Below are 19,910 nucleotides of genomic sequence, written 5' to 3'. Positions count from 1 at the left end.
CGCCCGCGAGAACGCCGAATGATCCGGGATAGCATCCTCGATACCGAGCTTGCAGCGATAGGCGAGGTTCACCTGCACTTCACGGCAGAGCAGCCGCTCCGAGCGGATCGCAAAAACGTACCCCACGACCAGCATCCGGATCATTAGTTCCGGATCGATCGACGGGCGACCCATCGACGAATAGTGAGGTGCAAGCTCGCTGCGAAGCCAGGAAAGATCGAGAGCAGCATCGATCTTCCGCACCAGATGATCTTCGGGAATCGCGTCGCTAAGATCAAACTCGTAGAACAGTTGACCTTGGTCACTCTTCAGACGGCCCATCATGGATCGACCTCGTCGCGATTCGCCTCAACACAACGGAATCACGCCTCGAGGCCTCTCTCAACCGACTTTTGCAACAAAATCGGCCAAAAGGTGATATCGTTCGGCTTTAGAGGCACTTCTGCTTTGCTCCCCAAGGCGGACATCGTCCGGCCCGCTCGGCATGGCCGTTGAGGGCCAGGTATAGCCGCGGGCAATACACGCGTGCGCGTCTACCTGAAGGAAAGACTCCTTGCCGCATTCAGTGCCGAGCCCAAATTGGCTCTTTCTTTCACAGCGATGCTCGCGCGCGAAATCATGGCGCTGCGAGCACGGTTGGAGGTCAGAAACGTGCGCTCGGCACGCGAGCGCATCTTGCAGCACCTAGCACTGATCGCGGAGGTGCCGCATGTATCCGACTCGACAGCACGTTGAAGGATTTGGCCGCCGAGATCGGTCTGACGCACGAAGTATTTTACCGGGCGTTGGCGGCACTGGAGAAGGACGGGGCGATCGAGCGTAAGGACGACCGTATCGTGCTTTGCGGCAGCGATTTATACGTCCCATTGAAATGATCTCGCCGTCAGTGCGCCCGCTGGCAAGTCCGGTTCGGGTCACGACCGACAAAATTCAAATGGGCATAGTTGGTCCGCTTTCGGCCGAACAGGTCGCCGCTCCAGGCTCACCAGGCGTTCGCCGTCGCTTTCATTGGAAGCTTCGCGAATCTTAACAGACCCTCCACATGTCGACGAAAATGGAGCGCGTGGTCGCCGAAATCCACACGCAGCCGTACGAGATTCTCCGAATGCGCCACGTCCTCGACAGCGAGAATGGTCCCGACGCGGACGTCGATCTTGTCGAGATCAGACGTGGAGATGAGGGGTTGGCTGGGTGCCGGATTCATGTTCCACTCTTTGCTGAGGCTCCGTCGATCGCGTCAAACTCGGTCTCACTCAAACGCCAACCGAGTGCATCGAGATTGGCCCTGGCGTGATGAGCCTTGGTCGCGCCAGGGATGGGAATCACGTGACTGTCGCGCGCCAACAGCCAGTTCAGGGCGACCTGGCTGATGCTGGCGTCGTGCGCGCGGGCAATATCGGCGAGAGACATCAGCAGCGCTTGCGTGCCCATGCTGTCCGACGGCTGCGTGAGGCGGCCGGACGCTAGGGGAAAATACGCGACCAGTGCCACGTCGAGCTCACGGCAGGCTTCGAGCACGCCATTTGTTTCCGCTGCTCGTTGGAGCAGGCTGTAGTTGACCTGATTGGCGGCGAGCGGAACGCCTGCCCTTGCGAGGTGATCGGCGATGCGGCGCATCTGGTCCGCATCGAAATTTGCCACGCCGACCGCGCGTGCCTTGCCGGACTTCACCGCTTCGACGAGACCTTCGGCGAATACTTCCACGTCGATCAAGGGCAGCGGATAATGAACATAGTACAGATCGATTGTCTTGAGGCCCAGGCGCGCGAGCGAACCGTCCAGCGCGCTCATCAGGCGGCGCGGAGAGGTTCGGCCCGGAAAGGGAAGGAATTTCGATGCTATCACCGCGCGGGTGGGACCGGCGCGCAAACAGTCACCCACGACGCGCTCCGAGAAATAGATCTCAGCCGTGTCGATCATGCTCGGGCCGGCATCATGAATGGTCCTGTATGTTTCCAACACGGCTCCACGATCGGCACGGCGCCACTTGTTCGTGCCAATGCCCAAGGGCAGCACATGGATGCCGGTTCGACCCAAGGGGCGCGTATCATGATCTGCGGGCATCGCTTGACCTCTCACAAGGCGAAAACGCCGTTGGCTGATCGGTGTGATGACGCTGGCGTTGCAAGTTTACGCCATAGCGACTACGGCCGCATCATCTTCTGCGGCTACGTCCGTATCAGGTGTCAGGACGACTCCAAGGATCATGAAAGTTGCGCCGGCAAGCCGGATCAGGCTCGCGGAGTGAACGGGAATGCCGAGCAGACCGAGGCGGTCAGATGAGGCCGAATTGATGTCCGCTTGCCCCCAATAGCGGGGCAAAAGCCGACATGCCCCTGGGTCCGGGTTGTGCCAATAAGGGAAGCAGCAGTATTCTCAACCGGTGAAGTTTCGCAGCGTCCTAGTATGGCGCAAGTCCACCGTGCAAGGTACAGCGAGGAGCCTGTTCAATTTTAAGCTGGAGCACCACAGGATGATTACCTGTTACCTGCGTTACGAGGTCAGACCGGATAAGCTCGCCGACTTCGAAGCTTACGGTGCAATGTGGCTTGACCTGATGCCACGGTTCGGCGGTATCCATCACGGCTACTTCTTGCCATCCGAAGGAGCGAGCGACGTCGCCTTGGCGATGTTTAGCTTTCCTAGCCTCGCGGCTTACGAACAGTATCGCAAGGACGCTGGCGCCGATCCAGACGTTCAGAAGGCAGTAGCCTTCGCAAAAGAGACGCGCTGCTTCATCCGTTATGAGCGGTCGTTTTTCCGGCCATTGCTTCCGAAAACAGCTTAGAGGTGGACGACGATGATCTGTGCGAAGGTCCGCCTTGGGTCAAAAGGCGAGATCGGCTTGCGATAGGGCTTCGTCTGCTTTACCCACGAGAACGTCGGCGCACCTTCGACATGTTCGAAAAGTGCCCAGGAACGGAAGTCGCGACCTCATTCGATCACCTCGTCGGCACGAGTCAGGCGCGCGCTTCAGAGATTTGAAATCTGCAACAGCTTGCGGTCGCCGATCCAGGTTCTGGCAAGGTCGGCCTCGGCCTTGCGGGCTGCGGAGCCATCACCGCGTGACTTGTGCAGTTCCGCCAGCCCGTAATACGACCAGCCATTGGCGGGCGCCCGGCTGAGCGCGCGCTGGAATTGCCGCTCCGCCTCGGCGTAACGGCCGGCCTGCAGCAGGGCGGCGGCAAGCGACTGCCGGATCGGATAATACCAATAGGGCGGCTCGGTGTAGGCCAACGCGTCCTGCAATGCCGCTGCCCGTTCGAACCGGATAATAGCGGTGCGATAGTCGCCCTTGGCCTGGGCTACGCGTGCGAGGATTACCGTGCGCGCGATGCGGAGCACCTCCTGCGCCGGGACGCCTGAATCCTTCAGCAGCTTGAAGTCCGCGGTGCGCTCGATCGTCTCGATGGCGCTCGCTGCGGCAGTAGCGCCCGCGAAGTCACGGTTCGCCACCAGCGCGACGCCGCGCACGTAGAGCCACATCGCCTTGACATAGGCAATCGCATCGCCGGGATCCGGCAGCGCCAAAATGGTCTCGGGCGTGCTGAACTGCGCGTGCGCGAAGTAAGGCGCCGCCTTGACCGGCTGCACCATCGCAATGCCCTTGGCAGCCTCGCTGGGAATGAGATGGCCGAGCTTCTCCGCAGCCGCAATCACGGTCGGGCCGTCGCCGGCCATCTGAGCCGACGCCATCACGAAGTGCACGTTGTGCGGATAATAGCCGAGCCTGTAGACGCCCATCGGCGCGTTGGTCTCGGTCAGGTATTTTTCATCGACCTTGACCGCGGTCTTGTTGTCTTCCAGCGCGTCGAGATAGCGGCCGACCCGATAATAGATGTGGCTCGGCATGTGCACGAGATGGCCGGCGCCGGGAATCGCGCCGCGCAACTTGTCGGCATAGGGCTCGGCGCGCTTGGGCCGGTCCGACGCCTCGACGGCATGAATATAAAGGTGAATAGCGCCGGAATGATTGGGATTACGCGCCAGCACGCGCTCCAGCGTCGGCACGATCGGCACGCTTTGCGGCTTGGCGTCGCGGCCGCCCGGCTTCCAGTAGTCCCAGGGGCTGAGATCCATCACCGCCTCGGCATAGAGCGTGGCAATCTCGTCGTCTTCGGCAAACTGTTTTGCTGCCTTCGCCATTTCGGCCGCGTAGGCTGCGTCGAGTGGTGCACGGGCGGCCTTGGGATCGCTGCCGTAGCGCACCGCGATGGCGCCGATCAGCGCCTGCTCGTGCGGGCTCGCTTTCGCGGCCAGCGCCTTCGCCTTCTGCGCGGCGGCATAGGCTGGCGCGACCGCGTCCTCCGGCATCGGGAGATTGATGTTGGGACCGAGCACCAGCGCCTCGCCCCAGAAACACATGGCGCAGTCAGGGTCGAGTTTTTGCGCCATGCGAAACGCGCGTCGCGCCTCATCGTGATTGAAGGCGTAGGCGAGACGCAGGCCCTGATCGAAATAGGCCTGCGCGCGCTCGTTCGCGGTCGTGATCTTCCAGGTGATGGAGCCGATGCCGGTCCACAGCGGCGGCTCGGTGTCCGCGAATGCCGGCGCGGGGCTGGCTGCGCTCATCTCGGCGCGCGGCACCTCCGTCTGCACCAGGCGAAGCATCATGTTCGGCCGGGCGGTTGCCGTGCGCGTGCCGCAGATCGGAATATCGGCGTCGGCGAGCGGCAGCGATACATCCACGGCGGTTGCGCGTGCGTCCGCGAGAATAAAGCCGGCCCCGGCCAGCAGCGCCGCCAATGCCGTGCCGCCGAGTGCGGCAAGACTTGCGGAAACCAGCAGGCTTCGCGATCGCGTGAATGTCGCCATGATGGGCTCCAAAATCGGGCGGAGAAAAAATCTGCCGGATCCGGGACTTCAACGGGTCGCCGGAACCGGATCCAAAGAGACCCCTGAAACGAATTTTCAGACGTTTCCGTCCTTTCCGCAAGGCGACTGCAGTATCTGTGGCTGCGACACGTTAGCGTCGGCGGAAGGCTCGCCGCGTTGGGTCAGCGGTGCTGCTCTTGTCCGCTTCGGGTAGCTTCGGGCCTCGCGACATCGAGAGGAATTGCGGTGCCTTTGCTGACCAACTGCCCGACGCATCGTTGTATTCCAGATGATGGCCCGAAAACTTGATACCCTTCGTAAACCTGAGCCCCGACAGGTCGAAACGGCGCGGCCGCACGAGAGACACAACGCGATCGCGACGATGCGATAGGCGATATCAAAAAGAGGATGCACCGGCCCACCGCCTGTTAGCAGCGCCCTCGGCGTGAAGATGGCCTGCCGTGAAGAAGATCGGGCGCACAGCGATGTCTCAAGGTTGTCTCACCATTAGTAACGCCGCCTGCTCTCGGGTTCATTGGCAATACTGACGGCAGGAATGCCGCAAGACCGATGTCGCTTCGGGTCAGAAGCTGACACCGTGCGGTTCCCGGGCCCAAGTGAAACCAAGATTCCTCCGCTTTTGGACCTCGATAGCGGGGTAACGGTCGCCGACGCCATTGAGGAGCATCACCCAATGCCGACGAAAGACGGTTTTGATCCGGCCCATCCGTTGCCTCAGTTTCTCACTGATCGAGCTGAGCAGGATATTGGCAATACGCTTGACGGAACTGTTCCCGCCTCGCGAACCTTCAAGGCAGGTATCTTGATTGCAACCGCCACAGCAACCGGTATCGCGGTTCTGGCATTGGAAGATCCAGTGGCTCTCTTTGCATGGGGGACGGCTTCGCTGGTCGGCAATTCGTCGCCTCAGTTGACGCTGGCTATTCAATCCGCTGCCGACGCGCCGGCTCAAATTGCATCTACCGCCGATGCTCAGGCGTTGCCGCCGGCCACGCCGGCCCGCAACGAAATTGCCGCATCAGAGCCGGCCGGTAAGGATCAGACGGGAAACAGTGAGCCATCATCCGAAGCCCTGTTTGCGCAATTCCAGGCTTGGGCGGCGGAGCGCGAAGCGCGGGCACGTAGCGAGCCCGTACAGCCCGTTCAGGATGCCCCGGCAGAAATTGTGCAGAATGCTTCAGCACAAAATGCTCCAGCACCGGCTGCGGAGAATGCTCGAGTAACGAAGCGGCTCGTGCAAAAGCGCCGGCAACTCCGGGCCGCCCACAACGCGCGGGCGGAGATGCGGCGGGCAGAGCGCACGCAGGAACTCCGAAAACAGGTCCGGCGAGCACAGAGTGCACGCGCAGAACGTCCACCGATGCAGGCAGAGCGTCCGCCCGTACAAGGTGCCCAGGCACAGGCCACGTCCGTGCAGGATGCCCAGGCGTTTCCATTCCTGCCAATCTTCGGCCTGCGCAACTAGACTTGGCACTCGCCCAACTCATCGGCGCGGGTGTGACCGTGTCGCAGTCGAGCGCGCCAGCTAAAGAGGTGAAGGGGATGCCTTCATGGCATCTCGCCCCTGAAGGTCCGCCTGGAGCCATTTTCAGACATTACTGACCGTCACATTCCCTCGAAAGCGGACGTCAGACGCGCCGCTCACCATATCTGCTAAGGCCCAACACCAGACTCTGTTGTAGCAGGCTTGCAACGGTAGGTTTTGGCTTCCAATACTCGGTCACAAATAGGCCTCGGCCGAAGGAGTGGTTCATGGATGAGCCAGTGTTAAACTTGGACGGCGTTGTCCTTTCACCTCAGAAAGAGCTCGTGCGCATGTTCTACAAGGAGATGTGGGATCGTGCGGACAAAAGTCTAATCCCCTCCATTTTCCATCCGGACTTCACGTTTCGTGGCTCTCTAGGTCCTTCGTTAGTCGGACATGGCCAATTCGCCGAATACGTGGATTGGGTAACAACAGCCTTCGGCAACTACACCACGGACATGCTAGTTCTGATTGAGGAAGGCAATCGCGTAAGTGGCAAGATGCGCTTTCACGGCTACCATCGTCAGGAGGTGTTCGGGGTGGATCCGAGCGGCCGCCATGTATGGTGGACCGGTATGCCGATCTTCACATTCGACGGCGGCAAGGTTCGGGACCTCTATGTACTCGGAGATATCTACGGTCTGATCGATCGAATGCGCTCGGCATAATGGTTCGTCACCGCATACCTCCGATCCGGGTCAAAGGCGGACGTCGCGGCAGGACTAGTCAATGTCGGTGTTGGGCCACGAGGCGACCTTGCACCTTCGCCTGAGGAGTTGTTCCGAGCGTTCAAGAGTCAGCCACGCTGCGTTTATTGTGCTGGGCCCTTTCGAGATAATAAAAGCCACACACGCCTGCGCGGGCGCCGCCTTGGGACGCCAAGGAATGAAAACGACGGAGCAGCCCAAGTGTTGGGGTCAGATCGCCGAAGGGGCCCGCATGTACTCCTCAGTCTCGGCCCGAAACAGGTGCACGGCTTCATCAAGTCCCTTCAAGGCATGAAAACCGCGATCTCCGAAGCGAAGGTTTGCGCCTGCGACAAGATCACGAACGGTTTTCGACACGAGCACCTCCCCTGCTCCGGCCAACGCACAGATGCGAGCTGCGATGTGCACGGCTATTCCGCAAATGTCGTGCGGCTTTACCTCTATCTCACCCGTATGCACTCCGCCTCTGACCTGGAGGTCCAGCGAGCGCACCCCCTCTGAAATGGCGGCGGCGCACCGGATTGCGCGAGCCGGCCCGTCAAAGAACCCATCGCCTGTTGTCTTCACTTCCCGTCCCCTGAAGCGTTCAATCTCCAGCCGTGCAATGCGATCGTGCTGGTCGAGCAGCGCGCGCCAGCGCCTATCGCCGAGTTCCGATGCGCGCTTCGTCGAGTCGACGATGTCGATGAACATTACCGTTGCGAGGATGCGATCCAGTTCGACGTCGGCGCGTGATCCTGTGAGGAATTCCTCCATCTCGCTAACGACGCTGTCGGCATCGCCCGCCGAGATAAAATGGTCTTGTCCGGACAGCTCGACGTACTTCGCGCCCGGAATGGTTTGTGCTAGGTACCGGCCAGCTTCCACGTTGACCCTGCTGTCGCCGGCGCGGTGCAGCACGAGCGTTGGCGTGCGAATGGTCGGGAGAATGTGACGTACGTCGATCTCGGCGTTCATGCGCAAGAGCGCGAGGACGGCCGAGGGGCTTGCTCCTAATCGCTCGGAGCGTGCCCACCACTGCCTGAATCGCTCGTCCGACGCCCACGTCGGCGCGAACGCTGTGATGCTCGCCCCTGTTCCCCACGACTGCTCGACCTTCTCGAGGAAACCTTCGAACTTGTCCGGCGGCAGGACCCACGTGAAGAAGTGGGCGTAGGCTCCATAGAGCACGAGAGCCTGGCACCGCTCGGGATAGCTCGCCGCGAAAAGCATGCTCATCGCGCCGCCCTCCGAGGTGCCAAAGACGGCGGCGCGCTCGCTGCCAACGGCATCCATCACCGCGCGCACATCATCCATTCGCTGTTCCAGGGTCGGGATCGTTCCGGTCCTGTCCGAAAGCCCGGTGCCACGCTTGTCGAACAGGATGAGGCGGCTGAAGCTCGCAAGCCGCGACAGCAAATGCCCCAGCGCCGGATTGTCCCACTGGTGATCGAGGTTGGAGATGAAGCCCGGCACGACGATCAGATCAACCGGTCCGCTCCCGACCACTTGGTAAGCGATCCGAACCTCTCCGCTTTTGGCATACCGAGTTTCCGGCACCATCGCACGACTCTCGTTCGCCGTTGCGAACACTTGCACCCGCGCGTCTACTCAAATCTCACTGACACCTTCGGCGTGTTCGGCAGTCCGTCATAGCGGACGGTGACCTTCTGACCTGGCTTCGGCGGTGTCAGCGGCGAGAACGTGCCAACGCTGATCAAGTCACCGGCGTTCAGCTTGCGCCCGTTCTTCGCGAGGTCTTCCACTAGCCACACGACCACGTTCAGCGGATTCCCGAGCGTCGCCGCACCGACCCCTTCGGCCAGGATAGCGCCGCTCCCGTCGGTCGCGACGATCTTCGTCTCAGCCAGACGCTTCAGCGTTTCGGGCGTGTTCTCCAACGGGATTTCGGGGCCCGCGACTCCGAGACGAGCGGCAACGTTGATCGCGATGAGCTGAAGGCCGTCGATCTTCTCGTTCTGGCCGAGCGCGATGTCGTTGAGCTCGATGTAAGGCCGCATCCCTGATATGTGCCGCAGGGCCTCCTCGGGAGTTTTTGCCTGATTTGCACCATCATCCTTTACGACGAGGAGCATATCGGCCTCCCATACCGGGCGCGCTCCGTACGCCGCCGGCACAGTGGCGCCATCGGTTAACAGCATCTTTTCGAGCAAGAGGCCCGCCACAGGGGCGTTCCAGTTGAAGCGCTCCTGAACCGCTTTAGCTGTCAGCCCGGCTTTGTACCCGACGACCTTACCTTGCGAGTCGGTCAATGCCTCGACGAGCTTGTCGCGGGCGCATATGGCATCACTCACGTCGGAAACGGGCAGCGCGTTCGTCGGGCGCTTCGCTTGCCAGTCCTTAACGAAAATCTGGATTGCCTCGGCGGTCGGGCATTCCGCCAGTGCCGCTCCGCCCACAAGCAACCCGGTAACAAATGACACGAGAGCGACCACACGCATCGAGGCCTCCCTTTGTCTTTTCTGACGGAGCATAGCCTAGTTGCGGGGCGGGCGATAGGTACCAAGAAGCGGAGGCTAAGCTACCACACTCGCGGTCAGATTGGCGGCGTGAGCTCATGGTCGACGGTGCGGGTAAACCTTCAGAGCGGGGCCTCTGAACCGCCTCTTCGCAGGTCCGCTTGGGATCACAAGCGGCGGTGGAGACGAGCATGGACCCGCGTCCGGTCTGTCACCGACAGCCGACATGATAACGGTTTAAACGTTGTTCTGCTTGGGGCCAATAGCTGCCGATGTCATGGACGCAAGGCAACAAAGAGCGTCCAACAACTCATAAAGATTAGGATCAGAGAACCCACCGTCCAGAGTGTCGCGCGTGTATCGTGAGTCCTTGCTGTGAAATAGGCTGCAAAATGTAAAAGCCGCGAAACGACGTAGCCATACAGAAGCCATTGGGCGAGCGCTACCGATGGCTCGGTCAGGATGAAGAGGAATCCAGCGACCAGGAAGAACGGCAGGTTTTCTAGATCGTTTAGCTGAATTCGCCGGATGCGATCCACGTATTCATTGGGTGCCAGTTGTTCGGAGCTTGGATTGGGGTTGAGGATCGTCTTCTTGATGTCCTCGGGCGAGCGAAACCCGGCCTTTACCTGCATCATCCGAACAACCGTCAACCAAGACATCATGACGGCTTTGAGAATCATTATGCAGGCAGCGACCGCATAGGTACTGAAAAGCGGATTGTGAAAACTGAGCTTGTCCATAGCGCTTGCCTTCGCGTTCTGGCGATCCCCGATCATTCAATCACACGAAAACGCGGGTCGGCTAGAGGCTGAATGTCCGATCAGGGTCCAGCAATAGACGTAGATGCGCCCGACAACGAAGTCCGCTGTGCCCCTCCCAAACGGACATTGTCAGCCTGCACGCCAGGTTCACAAAGGGCCCAATAAGCGACATTGCCGGCCCGGTTTGATATAGTCACGGAAGCCACGGCTCAGTGGCCAGGGTGGAAGGACGTGCAGCGATGAGTTGGAACGAATGGGATGATGACGGGCGGTGCGATCCACTCGGCCAGGCGAAATTGCCGCAAGGGAATGCTCCTTCGCTTTGCGGCGAGAGCGTGCGCGGCCCTCAGTCACCGGTGGATGCCGTGGGAAATGCGGTGATGGCTGACCCTACGCTGATGTTCCAGCACTAGCGAACGCCAAAACGCTTCGCGCCGGCCGCGGCAAGAGCGCGCAGGAAGCGACAAGGAACTGCCTCCATTCGCCGCGCGGCAAGAAAGCGATGGCTATTGCGGCGGAGGGGGCGCATGCTGCTCTGCGGGCAGCGCCGGCGCCGGCACTTTTGCGAAAGGCAGGCGCGCATGACCATCCGTTCCCGACGTGAAGTCGTCACCTTCAAACATCCGTTCCGGATCAGGGGCATCGATCGCCTGTTGCCCGCCAGCGCCTACGAGGTCGTCACCGATGAGGAGACGATCGAGGGCCTTTCGTTCGCGGCGTTCCGCCGCGTCGCCAGCATGATCAAGGTGCCGGCGGAAGGCTCGCGCGGGTTGGCGATGGAGGTGGTCTCGATCGGCCCGGTCGATTTGTCGGACGCCCAGCGCACCGACGCGAGCACATCCGATGACTGACGAACCACTCGACCTCGACAGCCACCGCGGCATGGCGGCGCAGAAAGCGACCGACATCCGCCGCGCGCTGGCGGAAGTCGAGACCCATGCGCGGGAACTGCGCGAACGGCGGGCCGAGATCGAAGATCACCTGCTGGCGTTTCCCGCCGCGTCGTGGCCGGAGGCGGCCGCCAAGGCGCGCTACGTCCTGAAGCTGTATGCCGCAGGACTGGCGCCGGAAGACACAAGGCATCGCGACCTCGTCGCGGCCATCCTCGAGGACTTCGCCCGGCTCACTGAGCAGGGCTGAGGCAAAAGAGGGCTGCGATCGCAGCGCCGCGTAAGGAGTAGGTCACATGACGCTCACGCACGGACGCTTCGTCAGTTACGAGTACGACAGGATGGTGGTGCTGTTCTCGATGCTCGACGGCAACAGGGAGATCCCGTGCGCGGTCTCGACCTCCGCCATGGATGAGCTGGATGGTGTGGTGCGCGCGAGAGCGGGCCAGCGTGAGGGGCAATTCATGCGGTTGCGCGAGCGCATCGAGGCGTGCGCAGCCGACAAATATCGGGCGACCGAGTTCGAGGGCACGCCGCCCGGAATTGTCCTGCGCAGCATCGATTTCCGAAAGCTGCGATAAGACCGCGCGGCTCGCCGCGGCACATGAGGAGGTGCTGCTGTCGGGATTAGCGACCGATCTATGCGCTCGGCAGCACGCAAACGAACGACCGCTGGCAGATCCGCGGGAGGCGGCTCATCTACATCGTTTCCCGCAGCCAGAAATTTTCGACCGCAATGGTACGAAGCTGTATGACCTCAAAGGGATCAACACCTACCGGCTGTCCGAGTTGATTGGTCATCTAAATGACGCGAGCGTTTCGGACAAGCGGCTCGATAAAGCGACCGACGGCTTGTTCACGTAGTCTCCTCCAGGCGCGGACTGTGGATGCACGAAGCACCACGCCGAATGTCCGAAGGGTCATTCTCGGATCTTGGCGCGGTCCTGAACGACGTCCGCTTTACCCCAGATTGTGTTGCAAAAGTCGAAAGTTGCAGGGCTCAAGATTTTTCGCGAAAACACTAAGCAGCGAGCGATCGTTGATTCGAATGACCTCAATCGCGCTACGAAAGTCGCCTGTGAATTTTGCGCGAGGCTGTGAGGTCCCTCACATCTTGTACACGAAAGTCGCGCCCACGGCCCGCAGAATTTTGGTCATCGGCGAAAATCGACTTTTGCAACACAATCCCCCAGCGAACGGACAAGCCGCCTTTGGCGACTGGCTCCCAAAGCGTGACTTACCTGCGTACCAGCAATCCGGACGAGGAGCGTGGGCCGCGTTGCACGCAGGAAGCGGAAAGCAGCAGCGAACACGACCAGTCGTCTGATTTCTTGATTGACGCGTAACAACAGCCTGTCCCCTTTCTTCAATTCAGGTTTGACAATTTCCGGTTTGGGCAATCGCGTCGGATTGATTGCGTACCGCCGACGTCCGCTCGACCCCTGATATTGTTGCAAAAGTCTTTTTGGGGTGGCGAACGAAAATTCTTAGAGCCTGTGAATGCGTCTTACGCCCGGCGACGTGAAGGACCATATCGTTTCATCCAAGATCGATCACGGACCTTCGTGGCGGCGTTGAAAAGCGATGCAGCAGCAGACAAGTCCAAAGATCCGCCTTCACGAGATTTTAGGGGCTGAACGATTTTCGACTTTGCAACAATATCGGCACCTTTCAGACATGCTCGCCTAGCCTGCAAATGTCCGTTCATCGGGGTAGATCGGAAGTCGCCGTGGTCCGGCCAAACCGACGCGAATGACCATTCCAGACTTTTGGCTGCAGTTTGCTTAAGGACTACGAACAAGTCCCGCAAGTCGAGCGGCGGCCTTCTAAAGTGCTGGGCACTTCTATGCGCCTCTTCGAGAGGTCGTCCAGGATCACGCATTCGGGTCCCGGGCCGCCCGCACATGATGCATCGCAGCTCGCGACGAAGGCTGCGATACTGCGCTCCAATGCCTTGAGTTCTGCAAGCTTCGCCCGCACCGCAATCAAGTGCTCATGTGCGAGATCGCGGGCATGAACGCAAGACTGTGTGGGGTCCTGCACCAACTCCACGAGCGAACGCACCTGCTCGATTGAGAAGCCGAACTCCCGGCAGCGGCGGATGAAGGTCAGCCGCTTCACGTCGGCATCGCTATAGACGCGCTGACCACCGGCCTGACGGTCCGCCGAACGCAGCAATCCAATTTCCTCGTAATAGCGAATCGTCGGCGCGTTGGTGCCGGTTCGTTTCGCGAGTGCGCCGATCCTGAGACCGCTCATCCTATTGATTTCCTTGTAAATCTTTCTGCTTGAACCTCAAGTTACTTCAGGGGGTACGGTTAAGGCAAGCTTGGTTCTAATCACCTTCTGGAGAGATTCTTCCATGTCGATTGCTAATGCCGCGCCTATCGCCTGCACACTAGCACCTGGAGCGTATGAAGACCGGCTCGCCTGGATCGCCGCCTTGAACAAAGACGCGCTCCGCAGTCACGAGCGCCGCGATCTCGGGTTGGAATTGCACTACGCGATCGGAGCGCGCGCTCGGGTGCATGAGATGGTTCGCAATGAGCAAAGCTGCTGCGCTTTTCTTACCTTCGAGTTGCATGAATCGGGTAACGAAATCTGCCTCACCATCACCGCTCCCGAAGCGGCACGGGAAGCCGCGGATGCCCTGTTTGAACAATTTGTGGCTCCCATGCCTTTCTTCTTCATGCGCGTGCGCCACATCGGCCTCGGCGGCGAAGACGCCTGCGAAGGAGCTGCCCGGGTCGAAAGTTGCAGGCGTCACGGCGGTGACGCTTTCAACCGGCGCGGTAGCTTGCGGCGTATGCTGCGTCTTGCCTTTTGCACTCCCGGCAACCGTTCTCGCCAGCACCGGAACGTTGTTGGCGTGGTTCGTCAGCATGCATCTGTGGGTGACCGTGCTTGCCATTCTCTCCTTCGCCGGCGCGTGGGGGTGGATCGCGTGGCAATCGCGCCGCACGCGGCGTAGGCCAGCCGCGTCAACGCTCGTGATGATGGCGGGATCGACAGCGCTGTTGGCGGTTGCAGTGTTGTGGCCGCTGATTGAGAAACCTCTCATCCGCGTGTTGCAGGTGTGACCGCGCATCAATTTCATCCGTTGCCTTGAACGGCAGCGGATGATGTGACACGGTCGCCTCCCATGAAAACTTTTGTCGTCTATGTCGGCGCCGCGATCGCCGAAATCGCGGGTTGCTTTGCGTTGTGGGGGTGGTTGCGTCTTAGCAAGCCAATGTGGTGGCTGCTTCCAGGTCTGCTTTCTCTCATCTTGTTTGCTTACCTGTTGACACTCGTTGAGAGCGAGGCGGCGGGACGCGCCTATGCCACCTACGGCGGCATCTACATTGTCGCATCGCTGGTCTGGCTCTGGATGATCGAGAGCGTGCGTCCGGATCGCTGGGACATTGCGGGCGCTTCCCTGTGCCTTGTCGGCGCGGCCATTATTCTTTGGGGGCCGCGCGGGTAGTCAATGTCGCCTAGTGGCCCATACCGACGAAAACCAGCGTCCGTCCACATGTCGGTTGCTAGGGGATAGACCCGAAATAACCGACCTGCGGCCAAATCGACGCGATTGACCCATTTGAGACATCAGACGACTTGCTTTCCTCGGAAGTTTCATCAATATCGTTCGTATGACTGTCGTCGTGATCACCTTCGCGAACTTGTGGTGGCGCTCCAACTAGGAGCGGCACGGCTTTCATTTCCCAACCGTCGCCGCCGTTCATCGGCTTGCGAGGTTGCTTTCATCAACAGTCCGATTGAGCGGGCTCCTATCTGGAGAACCGCGATGCAACATTCGTCAACCACCCTCCCTGTTATCTTGACCGGCGACAGAACAACCGGACCGTTGCACCTAGGGCACTACGTCGGTTCGTTGAAGAACCGCGTCGTCCTACAGACAACGCACCGGCAGTACCTGCTGCTGGCGGATACGCAGGCACTCACCGACAACGCGCACAAGCCCGGTCGGGTGCGTGACAATGTCATTGAGATCGCGACAGACTACCTGGCTGTCGGGGTCGACCCGAACCAGAGCACGATCTGTCTTCAATCGCATCTTCCGGCATTGGCCGATTTGACCCTGCTGTACATGAACTTTGTCACGGTCGCGCGGCTTGAGCGCAACCCAACGGTCAAGGACGAAATTCACGCGCGAGGCGTCGGCAGAGATATTCTGGCAGGTTTTCTCTGCTATCCTGTCGCCCAGGCCGCCGACATCACCGGTTTCAAAGCGACGATTGTCCCGGTTGGAGAAGACCAAGCTCCATTGATTGAGCAAACCAATGAGATTGTTCGCCGCATCAACCGCCAAGCTGGTGTTGACGTGTTGCCAGAAGCCCACGCGCTTATTCCTCGCGTCGGACGCCTTCCCGGCATCGACGGCAAAGCCAAAATGAGCAAGTCCCAGGGCAATACTATTCCGCTGTCAGCCACGGCCGATGAGATACGTGAGGCTGTCCGGCGTATGTTCACTGATCCAAACCATATAAAGGCGTCCGATCCAGGTCGCATCGAGGGCAATGTGGTCTTCACCTACTTGGATGCGTTCGACGAAGATCGCATTGCGGTTGAGGATTTGAAGGCACGCTATATCCGCGGCGGTTTGGGCGACAGCATTGTGAAGAAACGACTGGAAGACGTGCTGCAGGCACTTCTCGCGCCAATCCGAGACCGCCGCCGCGCACTTGCGCGTGATCCAGGCTATGTGCTGCAAGTCGTGAAACGCGGCACTGCGCGAGCGCGTGAGATAACAGATGCCACTTTGCGCGATGTGCGCGTTGCGCTTGGTTTATTCACCCTAAATTAACCGGATTGGGAGCCAAGCCAGGCTATGTCTGGATTTGGCCGATTGTGTTGAAGAAGTCCGCGAACTGGCAATTTTGAGATCGGACAATGCGACCGGCGCACGGTGCTTGATTGCGCCTAAGCGGGCTGGAGCGTAGGGATCGGGATTAGCTTTGCGAGCTTCCGGAGGTTCTGGGCCGTTGCGGCAAGGAGGAACTCGTCTCGAGCGCCCAACGGGCCTCTTAGCCTAAGACGGTCGAGGCGCAGGATGCGCTTGAGATGCGCGAAGAGCATCTCGATCTTCTTCCGTTCGCGCCGGGACCTGACATAGGCATCAGTCTTGGCGATGTCGCGCGCAACGTCTCGGGCCTTTTCGTGGATTGAACGTGGGACCTTGCGAGCGGGCATCTTCGGACAGCAACGAGGCTTAAGCTCGCAGGCGTCGCAATTATGTTTGACGGCGCGATAGAGCAGTGTTGCTCCATCATTCACCAGGGTCCCCGTGGAAGTCAGCACATTGCCAGCCGGGCAGATGTAAACGTCGCTTTGTTGATTGTAGGCGAAGTCTTCCCGCGAGAACGTCCCATCGGCGCGGGCCGACTTGTCGAACACCGGAATGTGCGGCTCAATCGCCCGCTCGTTGACTAGCCATCCCAGCATCTCCGCCGAGCCATAGGCACTATCGGCGGCTAGGCGCTCAGGACAGAGCTCAAGGCGCTCTTCGGTGCGCTCAATCATTGTGCGTGCCGCCCCGACCTCGGCCTGCCGGATCGCTCGCGTCGCCTCGACGTCGACGATGATCGCGACCTTCAAGTCGATGAGGTAGTTGTTGGCGTAGGCAAAGAAGGCATGTCCTTTGTGAGCGCCGGTCCATTGCGCGGCCGGATCCGACTTCGAGACGAACTTCGGTACCGTTTCGCTCGTCGCGCCCCAGGCAGCCTCATCCAAAGTGTCGAGATACTCCCGGACGGATCGACGCGTCCTGGCAATGGTCTCCCAGTCAACCTCATCAGATCCAGCGGAAGAGCGCTGCTTATTGGCGTCAGCGGCAATCAGGCTGGCATCGACCGCAAAAGCGGCCCCCTCGACCAACCCTTCTGCCATGCAGCGCCGGACCACGGTCTCGAACAGTTTGCGCAGCAGATCGCAATCACGGAAGCGGCCATGCCTGTTCTTAGAGAAGGTCGAGTGGTCCGGCACCTCGCCGTCAAGCCCCAGTCGACAGAACCAGCGGTAGGCGAGGTTAAGTGCACCTCCTCGCACAACCGGCGTTCGGAACGAATGCCGTAGCAGTAGCCAACCAGCAGCATCCGGACGAGCAATTCGGGATCAATCGAAGGCCGGCCGGTCGAACTGTAAAATGGCGCCAAGTGGCTCCGAACCTCGGACAACTCGACGAACCGGTCGATTGACCTCAGCAAGTGGGTGGCGGGAACATGTCGTTCAAGCGAGAACTCGTAGAACAGCGCCGCCTGATCGACCTGCCGCGGACCCATCATCGACTCAAGTCTCCACCCACACGAGGAAGTGAATCAGCGATCTCCTTCGGCTTCAACAGGGGTGTTTTTTAACATAATCGGCCAACAAGAGACATCGCGGCTAATAATTTTGGTAAATCTTGCGTTGGGTTGTGAGAACCGTCGAGCCGAGATTTTGCGATTCTGACGTCCGCGTTCTTGAGCCGGACTAATTTTCAGTGGTCTCGTTCACTATCATATCGTCGGCAGTCGTGCTAGTTGTGCAATCCGGATTCTACACTTGCGATCCAGGCGAGGCACTCATGCAACACCCGCGATTTGCTGCTTTGTGGATTGCGCTGAGCACATTCATCCTCGTTGATTCAACCTGCTGCGCCGCCGCAGATGCTCAAGGAGCTGGCATTTGGCCGACGAGAGAGTGGCAAATGTCCACGCCCGAAGAGCAGGGTATGGATTCGACCGCTCTTGCCAGGCTGATCGAGTTCGGAACGAGCCGCAGCTTTGATAGTCTGCTGATCGTGCGGCATGGCAGGATCGTCCTGGACGCCTATTACGCCCCTTATTCTGCGGACATGCCTCACGCCATTAATTCCGTCACCAAAGCGGTCATCGGCACCCTGACGGCGATCGCCTACAAGGACGGTCTGCTGGACAGCCTCGACCATCGAGTGATGGATTTTCTCGGCGACCGCAATCTTACTAGCCGTAATCCACTACGACGATATGTCGATCCAATACGCCAAAACTGTCGCGCTTGTACTCCGCCGGCAGAACGCCAGTTTCCCGGTTCGGCATTCCCAACGACGAGAGAATGGAGCGGCTGGCCGAGGTCGCCCTGACGCCACTCGCCCGTCAATGCATCGAAATTCTCCTCGACATAGCCATCACCCCGCGTCACGAATGCGCGGTAATCGAACTGTTGCCACTCGGCGTCCGTCAGTGGCTGGGCGCTGCGGGGCTGACTGAACCGGAGGAACCTACGCGATGAACGAACAGGATCTATACGAAAGGGGCCTTGATGTAAGGCGCGACGTTCTTGGAGCCGAGTACGTTGACTCCGGCCTCGCCGAGGCGGACGATTTCATGATGACGTTCCAACGCGCCGTCACCGAGTTGGCATGGGGCTACGCGTGGAGCCGACCGGGGCTCGATCGGACAACGCGAGCCATTTTAACTCTCGGCATCCTTGCTGGGCTGGGTCGCCATCAAGAGCTTGGTATCTATACAAAGGGTGCGATCAGGAACGGCGTGACCATTGATGAGATCAAGGAAATCCTGGTCCACGTAACGGCGTATTGCGGAACGCCCGCAGGTCGCCAAGCCTTCCTGGCTGCGCATGGCTCTTTAAAGGAAGCGGGTGCATTGCCGTAGCCCTGTGCCCGGCAGAGCAGCGGTCAACGGGCTCGGGAGGCCCGCTGAGCGGGTTGGTCTCCCGTTTGAGCTCGGCACTGGTACTCCCGCGGCGTCTCGCCTTTCCGCATGATAGGATCTCCCGCGCTGCAGCCGGCGGGACACCGCAGCGACTGGCCCGGTTCACTTCCTGTATGTGGGATGGAGCGCAAGCGAACTGAAGGCCCTGCAGGTCGGGGCCGACCGGAAGGAGAAATCCACTTGTCTGCTGGTACGTACAGTCCGCCGGATGATAACGAAGTAGCAGATTGAAACTCAGCACCGCGATCAACGGCGTCGCGTCCGCCTCCATTCGCCCCCAGAAGGTCGTAAGGATAACAACCCTTCTGCCATGCAGCGCCGGACCACGGTCTCGAACAGTTTGCGCAGCAGATCGCAATCACGGAAGCGGCCATGCCTGTTCTTGGAGAACGTCGAGTGGTCCGGCACCTCGCCGTCAAGCCCCAGCTGACAGAACCAGCGGTAGGCGAGGTTCAAGTGCACTTCCTCGCACAACCGGCGTTCGGAACGAATGCCGTAGCAGTGGCCAACCAGCAGCATCCGGACGAGCAATTCGGGATCAATCGAAGGCCGGCCGGTCGAACTGCAAAATGGCGCCAAGTAGCTCTGAACGTCCGACAGCTCGACAAAGCGGTCGATCGACCTCAGCAAGTGGGCGGCGGGAACGTGCCGCTCAAGCGAGAACTCGTAGAACAGCGCCGCCTGATCGACCTGCCGCGGACCCATCATCGATTCAAGTCTCCCGCCCTCACAGACGCAATGAATCAGCGATCCCACTCGGCTTCAACAGCAGAGTTTTTCAACACAATCGGCCAAACAGCGGACGTCACACGCTGTGGAGTACGGCACTGCTCTAATCCGGCGGCCGGCCCAGCTCAAAGCTCGGAGAAGGCGATATAGCTGGACGTGCCGTCCTTCGTCCGCTCCCCCTTAGGAGGGATCTTCCGCGAATATTGTCGCGTTCGAACAGCGATCGGCAACACAGCCGCCGCTCTACCTACAACTGGATGAACCCTCGCCATTTCATTGCTTTCTCCGAGGCGCTCAGGACCTGAC

The 19,910-nt window shown here is 60.0% G+C and carries 23 protein-coding genes and 2 pseudogenes; 14 read left to right on the top strand and 11 right to left on the bottom strand.

The window, feature by feature from the left end; translation table 11 throughout:
• On the bottom strand, window positions 1-324 hold a 324-nt coding region (locus CQ13_RS36260; RefSeq protein WP_197427285.1), incomplete at its 3' end, for a transposase.
• A 201-nt stretch (window positions 325-525) separates the two neighbouring features.
• Here CQ13_RS36260 and CQ13_RS44820 point away from each other — a divergent pair.
• Together CQ13_RS44820 and CQ13_RS44815 are read left to right on the top strand one after the other, a co-directional pair.
• A complete protein-coding gene (locus CQ13_RS44820) occupies window positions 526-735 on the top strand; it encodes a cyclic nucleotide-binding domain-containing protein (RefSeq protein ID WP_197427558.1) in 210 nt (69 codons plus the stop codon).
• Window positions 732-875: a helix-turn-helix domain-containing protein gene (locus tag CQ13_RS44815; RefSeq protein WP_197427557.1), complete on the top strand. Its 144-nt coding sequence runs from the start codon at window positions 732-734 to the stop codon at window positions 873-875. Before CQ13_RS44820 ends, CQ13_RS44815 begins: the two co-directional genes overlap by 4 nt.
• A 107-nt stretch (window positions 876-982) precedes the next feature.
• On the opposite strand, the gene CQ13_RS36255 is transcribed toward CQ13_RS44815, so the two are convergent.
• Window positions 983-1,204 (bottom strand): hypothetical protein, encoded by a 222-nt coding sequence (locus CQ13_RS36255; protein ID WP_057847559.1) that lies wholly within the window; start codon window positions 1,202-1,204, stop codon window positions 983-985.
• On the bottom strand, window positions 1,201-1,962 hold the full coding sequence (locus CQ13_RS36250; protein WP_245309568.1) for an aldo/keto reductase: 762 nt from the start codon (window positions 1,960-1,962) through the stop codon (window positions 1,201-1,203). Before CQ13_RS36250 ends, CQ13_RS36255 begins: the two co-directional genes overlap by 4 nt.
• On the opposite strand from CQ13_RS36250, the gene CQ13_RS44810 reads away from it, so the two are divergent.
• Window positions 1,936-2,283, top strand: coding sequence for a hypothetical protein (locus tag CQ13_RS44810; protein WP_197427559.1), 348 nt, complete (start codon window positions 1,936-1,938; stop codon window positions 2,281-2,283). The genes CQ13_RS36250 and CQ13_RS44810 overlap by 27 nt on opposite strands.
• Window positions 2,284-2,473: 190 nt before the next feature.
• A complete protein-coding gene (locus tag CQ13_RS36240; RefSeq protein ID WP_057847556.1) occupies window positions 2,474-2,788 on the top strand; it encodes an NIPSNAP family protein in 315 nt (104 codons plus the stop codon).
• A gap of 185 nt (window positions 2,789-2,973) precedes the next feature.
• Here the strand turns inward: CQ13_RS36240 and CQ13_RS36235 are convergent, their stop codons facing one another.
• Window positions 2,974-4,815 (bottom strand): tetratricopeptide repeat protein, encoded by a 1,842-nt coding sequence (locus CQ13_RS36235; protein ID WP_057847555.1) that lies wholly within the window; start codon window positions 4,813-4,815, stop codon window positions 2,974-2,976.
• A 694-nt stretch (window positions 4,816-5,509) separates the two neighbouring features.
• Here CQ13_RS36235 and CQ13_RS36230 point away from each other — a divergent pair.
• On the top strand, window positions 5,510-6,301 hold the full coding sequence (locus CQ13_RS36230) for a hypothetical protein (protein WP_156434114.1): 792 nt from the start codon (window positions 5,510-5,512) through the stop codon (window positions 6,299-6,301).
• Window positions 6,302-6,588: 287 nt separating this feature from the next.
• Window positions 6,589-7,029: an ester cyclase gene (locus CQ13_RS36225; protein ID WP_057847553.1), complete on the top strand. Its 441-nt coding sequence runs from the start codon at window positions 6,589-6,591 to the stop codon at window positions 7,027-7,029.
• A gap of 249 nt (window positions 7,030-7,278) precedes the next feature.
• Here the strand turns inward: CQ13_RS36225 and CQ13_RS36220 are convergent, their stop codons facing one another.
• The 3 genes from CQ13_RS36220 to CQ13_RS36210 all read right to left on the bottom strand — a co-directional run bounded on the left by CQ13_RS36220 (window position 7,279) and on the right by CQ13_RS36210 (window position 10,270).
• On the bottom strand, window positions 7,279-8,610 hold the full coding sequence (locus CQ13_RS36220; protein WP_057847564.1) for an adenylate/guanylate cyclase domain-containing protein: 1,332 nt from the start codon (window positions 8,608-8,610) through the stop codon (window positions 7,279-7,281).
• A 44-nt stretch (window positions 8,611-8,654) separates the two neighbouring features.
• Window positions 8,655-9,509: a 2-keto-4-pentenoate hydratase gene (locus CQ13_RS36215; protein ID WP_057847552.1), complete on the bottom strand. Its 855-nt coding sequence runs from the start codon at window positions 9,507-9,509 to the stop codon at window positions 8,655-8,657.
• A gap of 293 nt (window positions 9,510-9,802) precedes the next feature.
• Window positions 9,803-10,270: an MAPEG family protein gene (locus CQ13_RS36210; protein ID WP_057847563.1), complete on the bottom strand. Its 468-nt coding sequence runs from the start codon at window positions 10,268-10,270 to the stop codon at window positions 9,803-9,805.
• Between the two features lie 602 nt (window positions 10,271-10,872).
• On the opposite strand from CQ13_RS36210, the gene CQ13_RS36205 reads away from it, so the two are divergent.
• Genes CQ13_RS36205 through CQ13_RS46175 form a run of 4 tightly spaced genes read left to right on the top strand, consistent with a single transcriptional unit; the run spans window position 10,873 to window position 12,045 of the window.
• Complete coding sequence (locus CQ13_RS36205) at window positions 10,873-11,142, top strand: hypothetical protein (protein WP_057847562.1); 270 nt, start codon at window positions 10,873-10,875, stop codon at window positions 11,140-11,142.
• Window positions 11,135-11,431, top strand: coding sequence for a hypothetical protein (locus CQ13_RS36200; protein WP_057847551.1), 297 nt, complete (start codon window positions 11,135-11,137; stop codon window positions 11,429-11,431). The genes CQ13_RS36205 and CQ13_RS36200 overlap by 8 nt, the downstream gene beginning before the upstream one ends.
• 46 nt (window positions 11,432-11,477) lie before the next feature.
• Window positions 11,478-11,762, top strand: a complete 285-nt coding sequence (locus tag CQ13_RS36195) for a DUF1488 family protein (RefSeq protein ID WP_057847550.1) — start codon at window positions 11,478-11,480, stop codon at window positions 11,760-11,762.
• Window positions 11,725-12,045: a hypothetical protein gene (locus CQ13_RS46175; protein ID WP_245309567.1), complete on the top strand. Its 321-nt coding sequence runs from the start codon at window positions 11,725-11,727 to the stop codon at window positions 12,043-12,045. The genes CQ13_RS36195 and CQ13_RS46175 overlap by 38 nt, the downstream gene beginning before the upstream one ends.
• Before the next feature lie 927 nt (window positions 12,046-12,972).
• Here CQ13_RS46175 and CQ13_RS36185 read toward each other — a convergent pair.
• Both CQ13_RS36185 and CQ13_RS43885 read right to left on the bottom strand, forming a co-directional pair.
• Window positions 12,973-13,440, bottom strand: coding sequence for a MerR family transcriptional regulator (locus CQ13_RS36185; RefSeq protein WP_057847549.1), 468 nt, complete (start codon window positions 13,438-13,440; stop codon window positions 12,973-12,975).
• A gap of 139 nt (window positions 13,441-13,579) precedes the next feature.
• Window positions 13,580-14,269: a hypothetical protein gene (locus CQ13_RS43885; RefSeq protein WP_197427556.1), complete on the bottom strand. Its 690-nt coding sequence runs from the start codon at window positions 14,267-14,269 to the stop codon at window positions 13,580-13,582.
• 54 nt (window positions 14,270-14,323) lie between these two features.
• Between CQ13_RS43885 and CQ13_RS36170 the strand changes: the two genes are divergently transcribed.
• Window positions 14,324-14,647 (top strand): YnfA family protein, encoded by a 324-nt coding sequence (locus CQ13_RS36170; RefSeq protein ID WP_057847547.1) that lies wholly within the window; start codon window positions 14,324-14,326, stop codon window positions 14,645-14,647.
• 321 nt (window positions 14,648-14,968) lie between these two features.
• Window positions 14,969-15,988, top strand: a complete 1,020-nt coding sequence (trpS, locus tag CQ13_RS36165; protein WP_057847546.1) for a tryptophan--tRNA ligase — start codon at window positions 14,969-14,971, stop codon at window positions 15,986-15,988.
• Between the two features lie 116 nt (window positions 15,989-16,104).
• Here trpS and CQ13_RS36160 read toward each other — a convergent pair.
• Window positions 16,105-17,465 (bottom strand): annotated as a pseudogene (locus tag CQ13_RS36160) (IS1182 family transposase).
• A gap of 404 nt (window positions 17,466-17,869) precedes the next feature.
• On the opposite strand from CQ13_RS36160, the gene CQ13_RS36155 reads away from it, so the two are divergent.
• Both CQ13_RS36155 and CQ13_RS36150 read left to right on the top strand, forming a co-directional pair.
• Window positions 17,870-18,283, top strand: coding sequence for a beta-lactamase family protein (locus tag CQ13_RS36155; protein WP_245309566.1), 414 nt, complete (start codon window positions 17,870-17,872; stop codon window positions 18,281-18,283).
• Between the two features lie 145 nt (window positions 18,284-18,428).
• On the top strand, window positions 18,429-18,815 hold the full coding sequence (locus CQ13_RS36150) for a carboxymuconolactone decarboxylase family protein (protein ID WP_057847544.1): 387 nt from the start codon (window positions 18,429-18,431) through the stop codon (window positions 18,813-18,815).
• 351 nt (window positions 18,816-19,166) lie between these two features.
• Here CQ13_RS36150 and CQ13_RS36145 read toward each other — a convergent pair.
• Window positions 19,167-19,583: pseudogene (locus tag CQ13_RS36145) on the bottom strand (transposase); the annotation flags it as partial.
• Window positions 19,584-19,910: the final 327 nt, after the last annotated feature.

Origin of the sequence: Bradyrhizobium retamae (genome assembly GCF_001440415.1) — a bacterium.
Taxonomy (GTDB): domain Bacteria; phylum Pseudomonadota; class Alphaproteobacteria; order Rhizobiales; family Xanthobacteraceae; genus Bradyrhizobium; species Bradyrhizobium retamae.
Note: the sequence above shows the minus strand (reverse complement) of the source record. Positions and strands in the feature narration are given on the sequence as shown.

Excerpts from the sequence above, each read along its gene's own strand:
- CQ13_RS36155 (WP_245309566.1), top strand. The coding sequence starts at position 17,870 with ATGTCCACGCCCGAAGAGCAGGGTATGGATTCGACCGCTCTTGCCAGG.
- CQ13_RS36210 (WP_057847563.1), bottom strand. The coding sequence starts at position 10,270 with ATGGACAAGCTCAGTTTTCACAATCCGCTTTTCAGTACCTATGCGGTC.
- CQ13_RS36205 (WP_057847562.1), top strand. The coding sequence starts at position 10,873 with ATGACCATCCGTTCCCGACGTGAAGTCGTCACCTTCAAACATCCGTTC.
- CQ13_RS43885 (WP_197427556.1), bottom strand. The coding sequence starts at position 14,269 with ATGCGCGGTCACACCTGCAACACGCGGATGAGAGGTTTCTCAATCAGC.
- CQ13_RS36240 (WP_057847556.1), top strand. The coding sequence starts at position 2,474 with ATGATTACCTGTTACCTGCGTTACGAGGTCAGACCGGATAAGCTCGCC.
- CQ13_RS36170 (WP_057847547.1), top strand. The coding sequence starts at position 14,324 with ATGAAAACTTTTGTCGTCTATGTCGGCGCCGCGATCGCCGAAATCGCG.
- CQ13_RS36150 (WP_057847544.1), top strand. The coding sequence starts at position 18,429 with ATGAACGAACAGGATCTATACGAAAGGGGCCTTGATGTAAGGCGCGAC.
- CQ13_RS36220 (WP_057847564.1), bottom strand. The coding sequence starts at position 8,610 with ATGGTGCCGGAAACTCGGTATGCCAAAAGCGGAGAGGTTCGGATCGCT.
- CQ13_RS36185 (WP_057847549.1), bottom strand. The coding sequence starts at position 13,440 with ATGAGCGGTCTCAGGATCGGCGCACTCGCGAAACGAACCGGCACCAAC.
- CQ13_RS36235 (WP_057847555.1), bottom strand. The coding sequence starts at position 4,815 with ATGGCGACATTCACGCGATCGCGAAGCCTGCTGGTTTCCGCAAGTCTT.
- CQ13_RS36195 (WP_057847550.1), top strand. The coding sequence starts at position 11,478 with ATGACGCTCACGCACGGACGCTTCGTCAGTTACGAGTACGACAGGATG.
- CQ13_RS44810 (WP_197427559.1), top strand. The coding sequence starts at position 1,936 with ATGAATGGTCCTGTATGTTTCCAACACGGCTCCACGATCGGCACGGCG.
- CQ13_RS36255 (WP_057847559.1), bottom strand. The coding sequence starts at position 1,204 with ATGAATCCGGCACCCAGCCAACCCCTCATCTCCACGTCTGATCTCGAC.
- CQ13_RS36200 (WP_057847551.1), top strand. The coding sequence starts at position 11,135 with ATGACTGACGAACCACTCGACCTCGACAGCCACCGCGGCATGGCGGCG.
- CQ13_RS36230 (WP_156434114.1), top strand. The coding sequence starts at position 5,510 with ATGCCGACGAAAGACGGTTTTGATCCGGCCCATCCGTTGCCTCAGTTT.
- CQ13_RS36215 (WP_057847552.1), bottom strand. The coding sequence starts at position 9,509 with ATGCGTGTGGTCGCTCTCGTGTCATTTGTTACCGGGTTGCTTGTGGGC.
- CQ13_RS36225 (WP_057847553.1), top strand. The coding sequence starts at position 6,589 with ATGGATGAGCCAGTGTTAAACTTGGACGGCGTTGTCCTTTCACCTCAG.
- trpS (WP_057847546.1), top strand. The coding sequence starts at position 14,969 with ATGCAACATTCGTCAACCACCCTCCCTGTTATCTTGACCGGCGACAGA.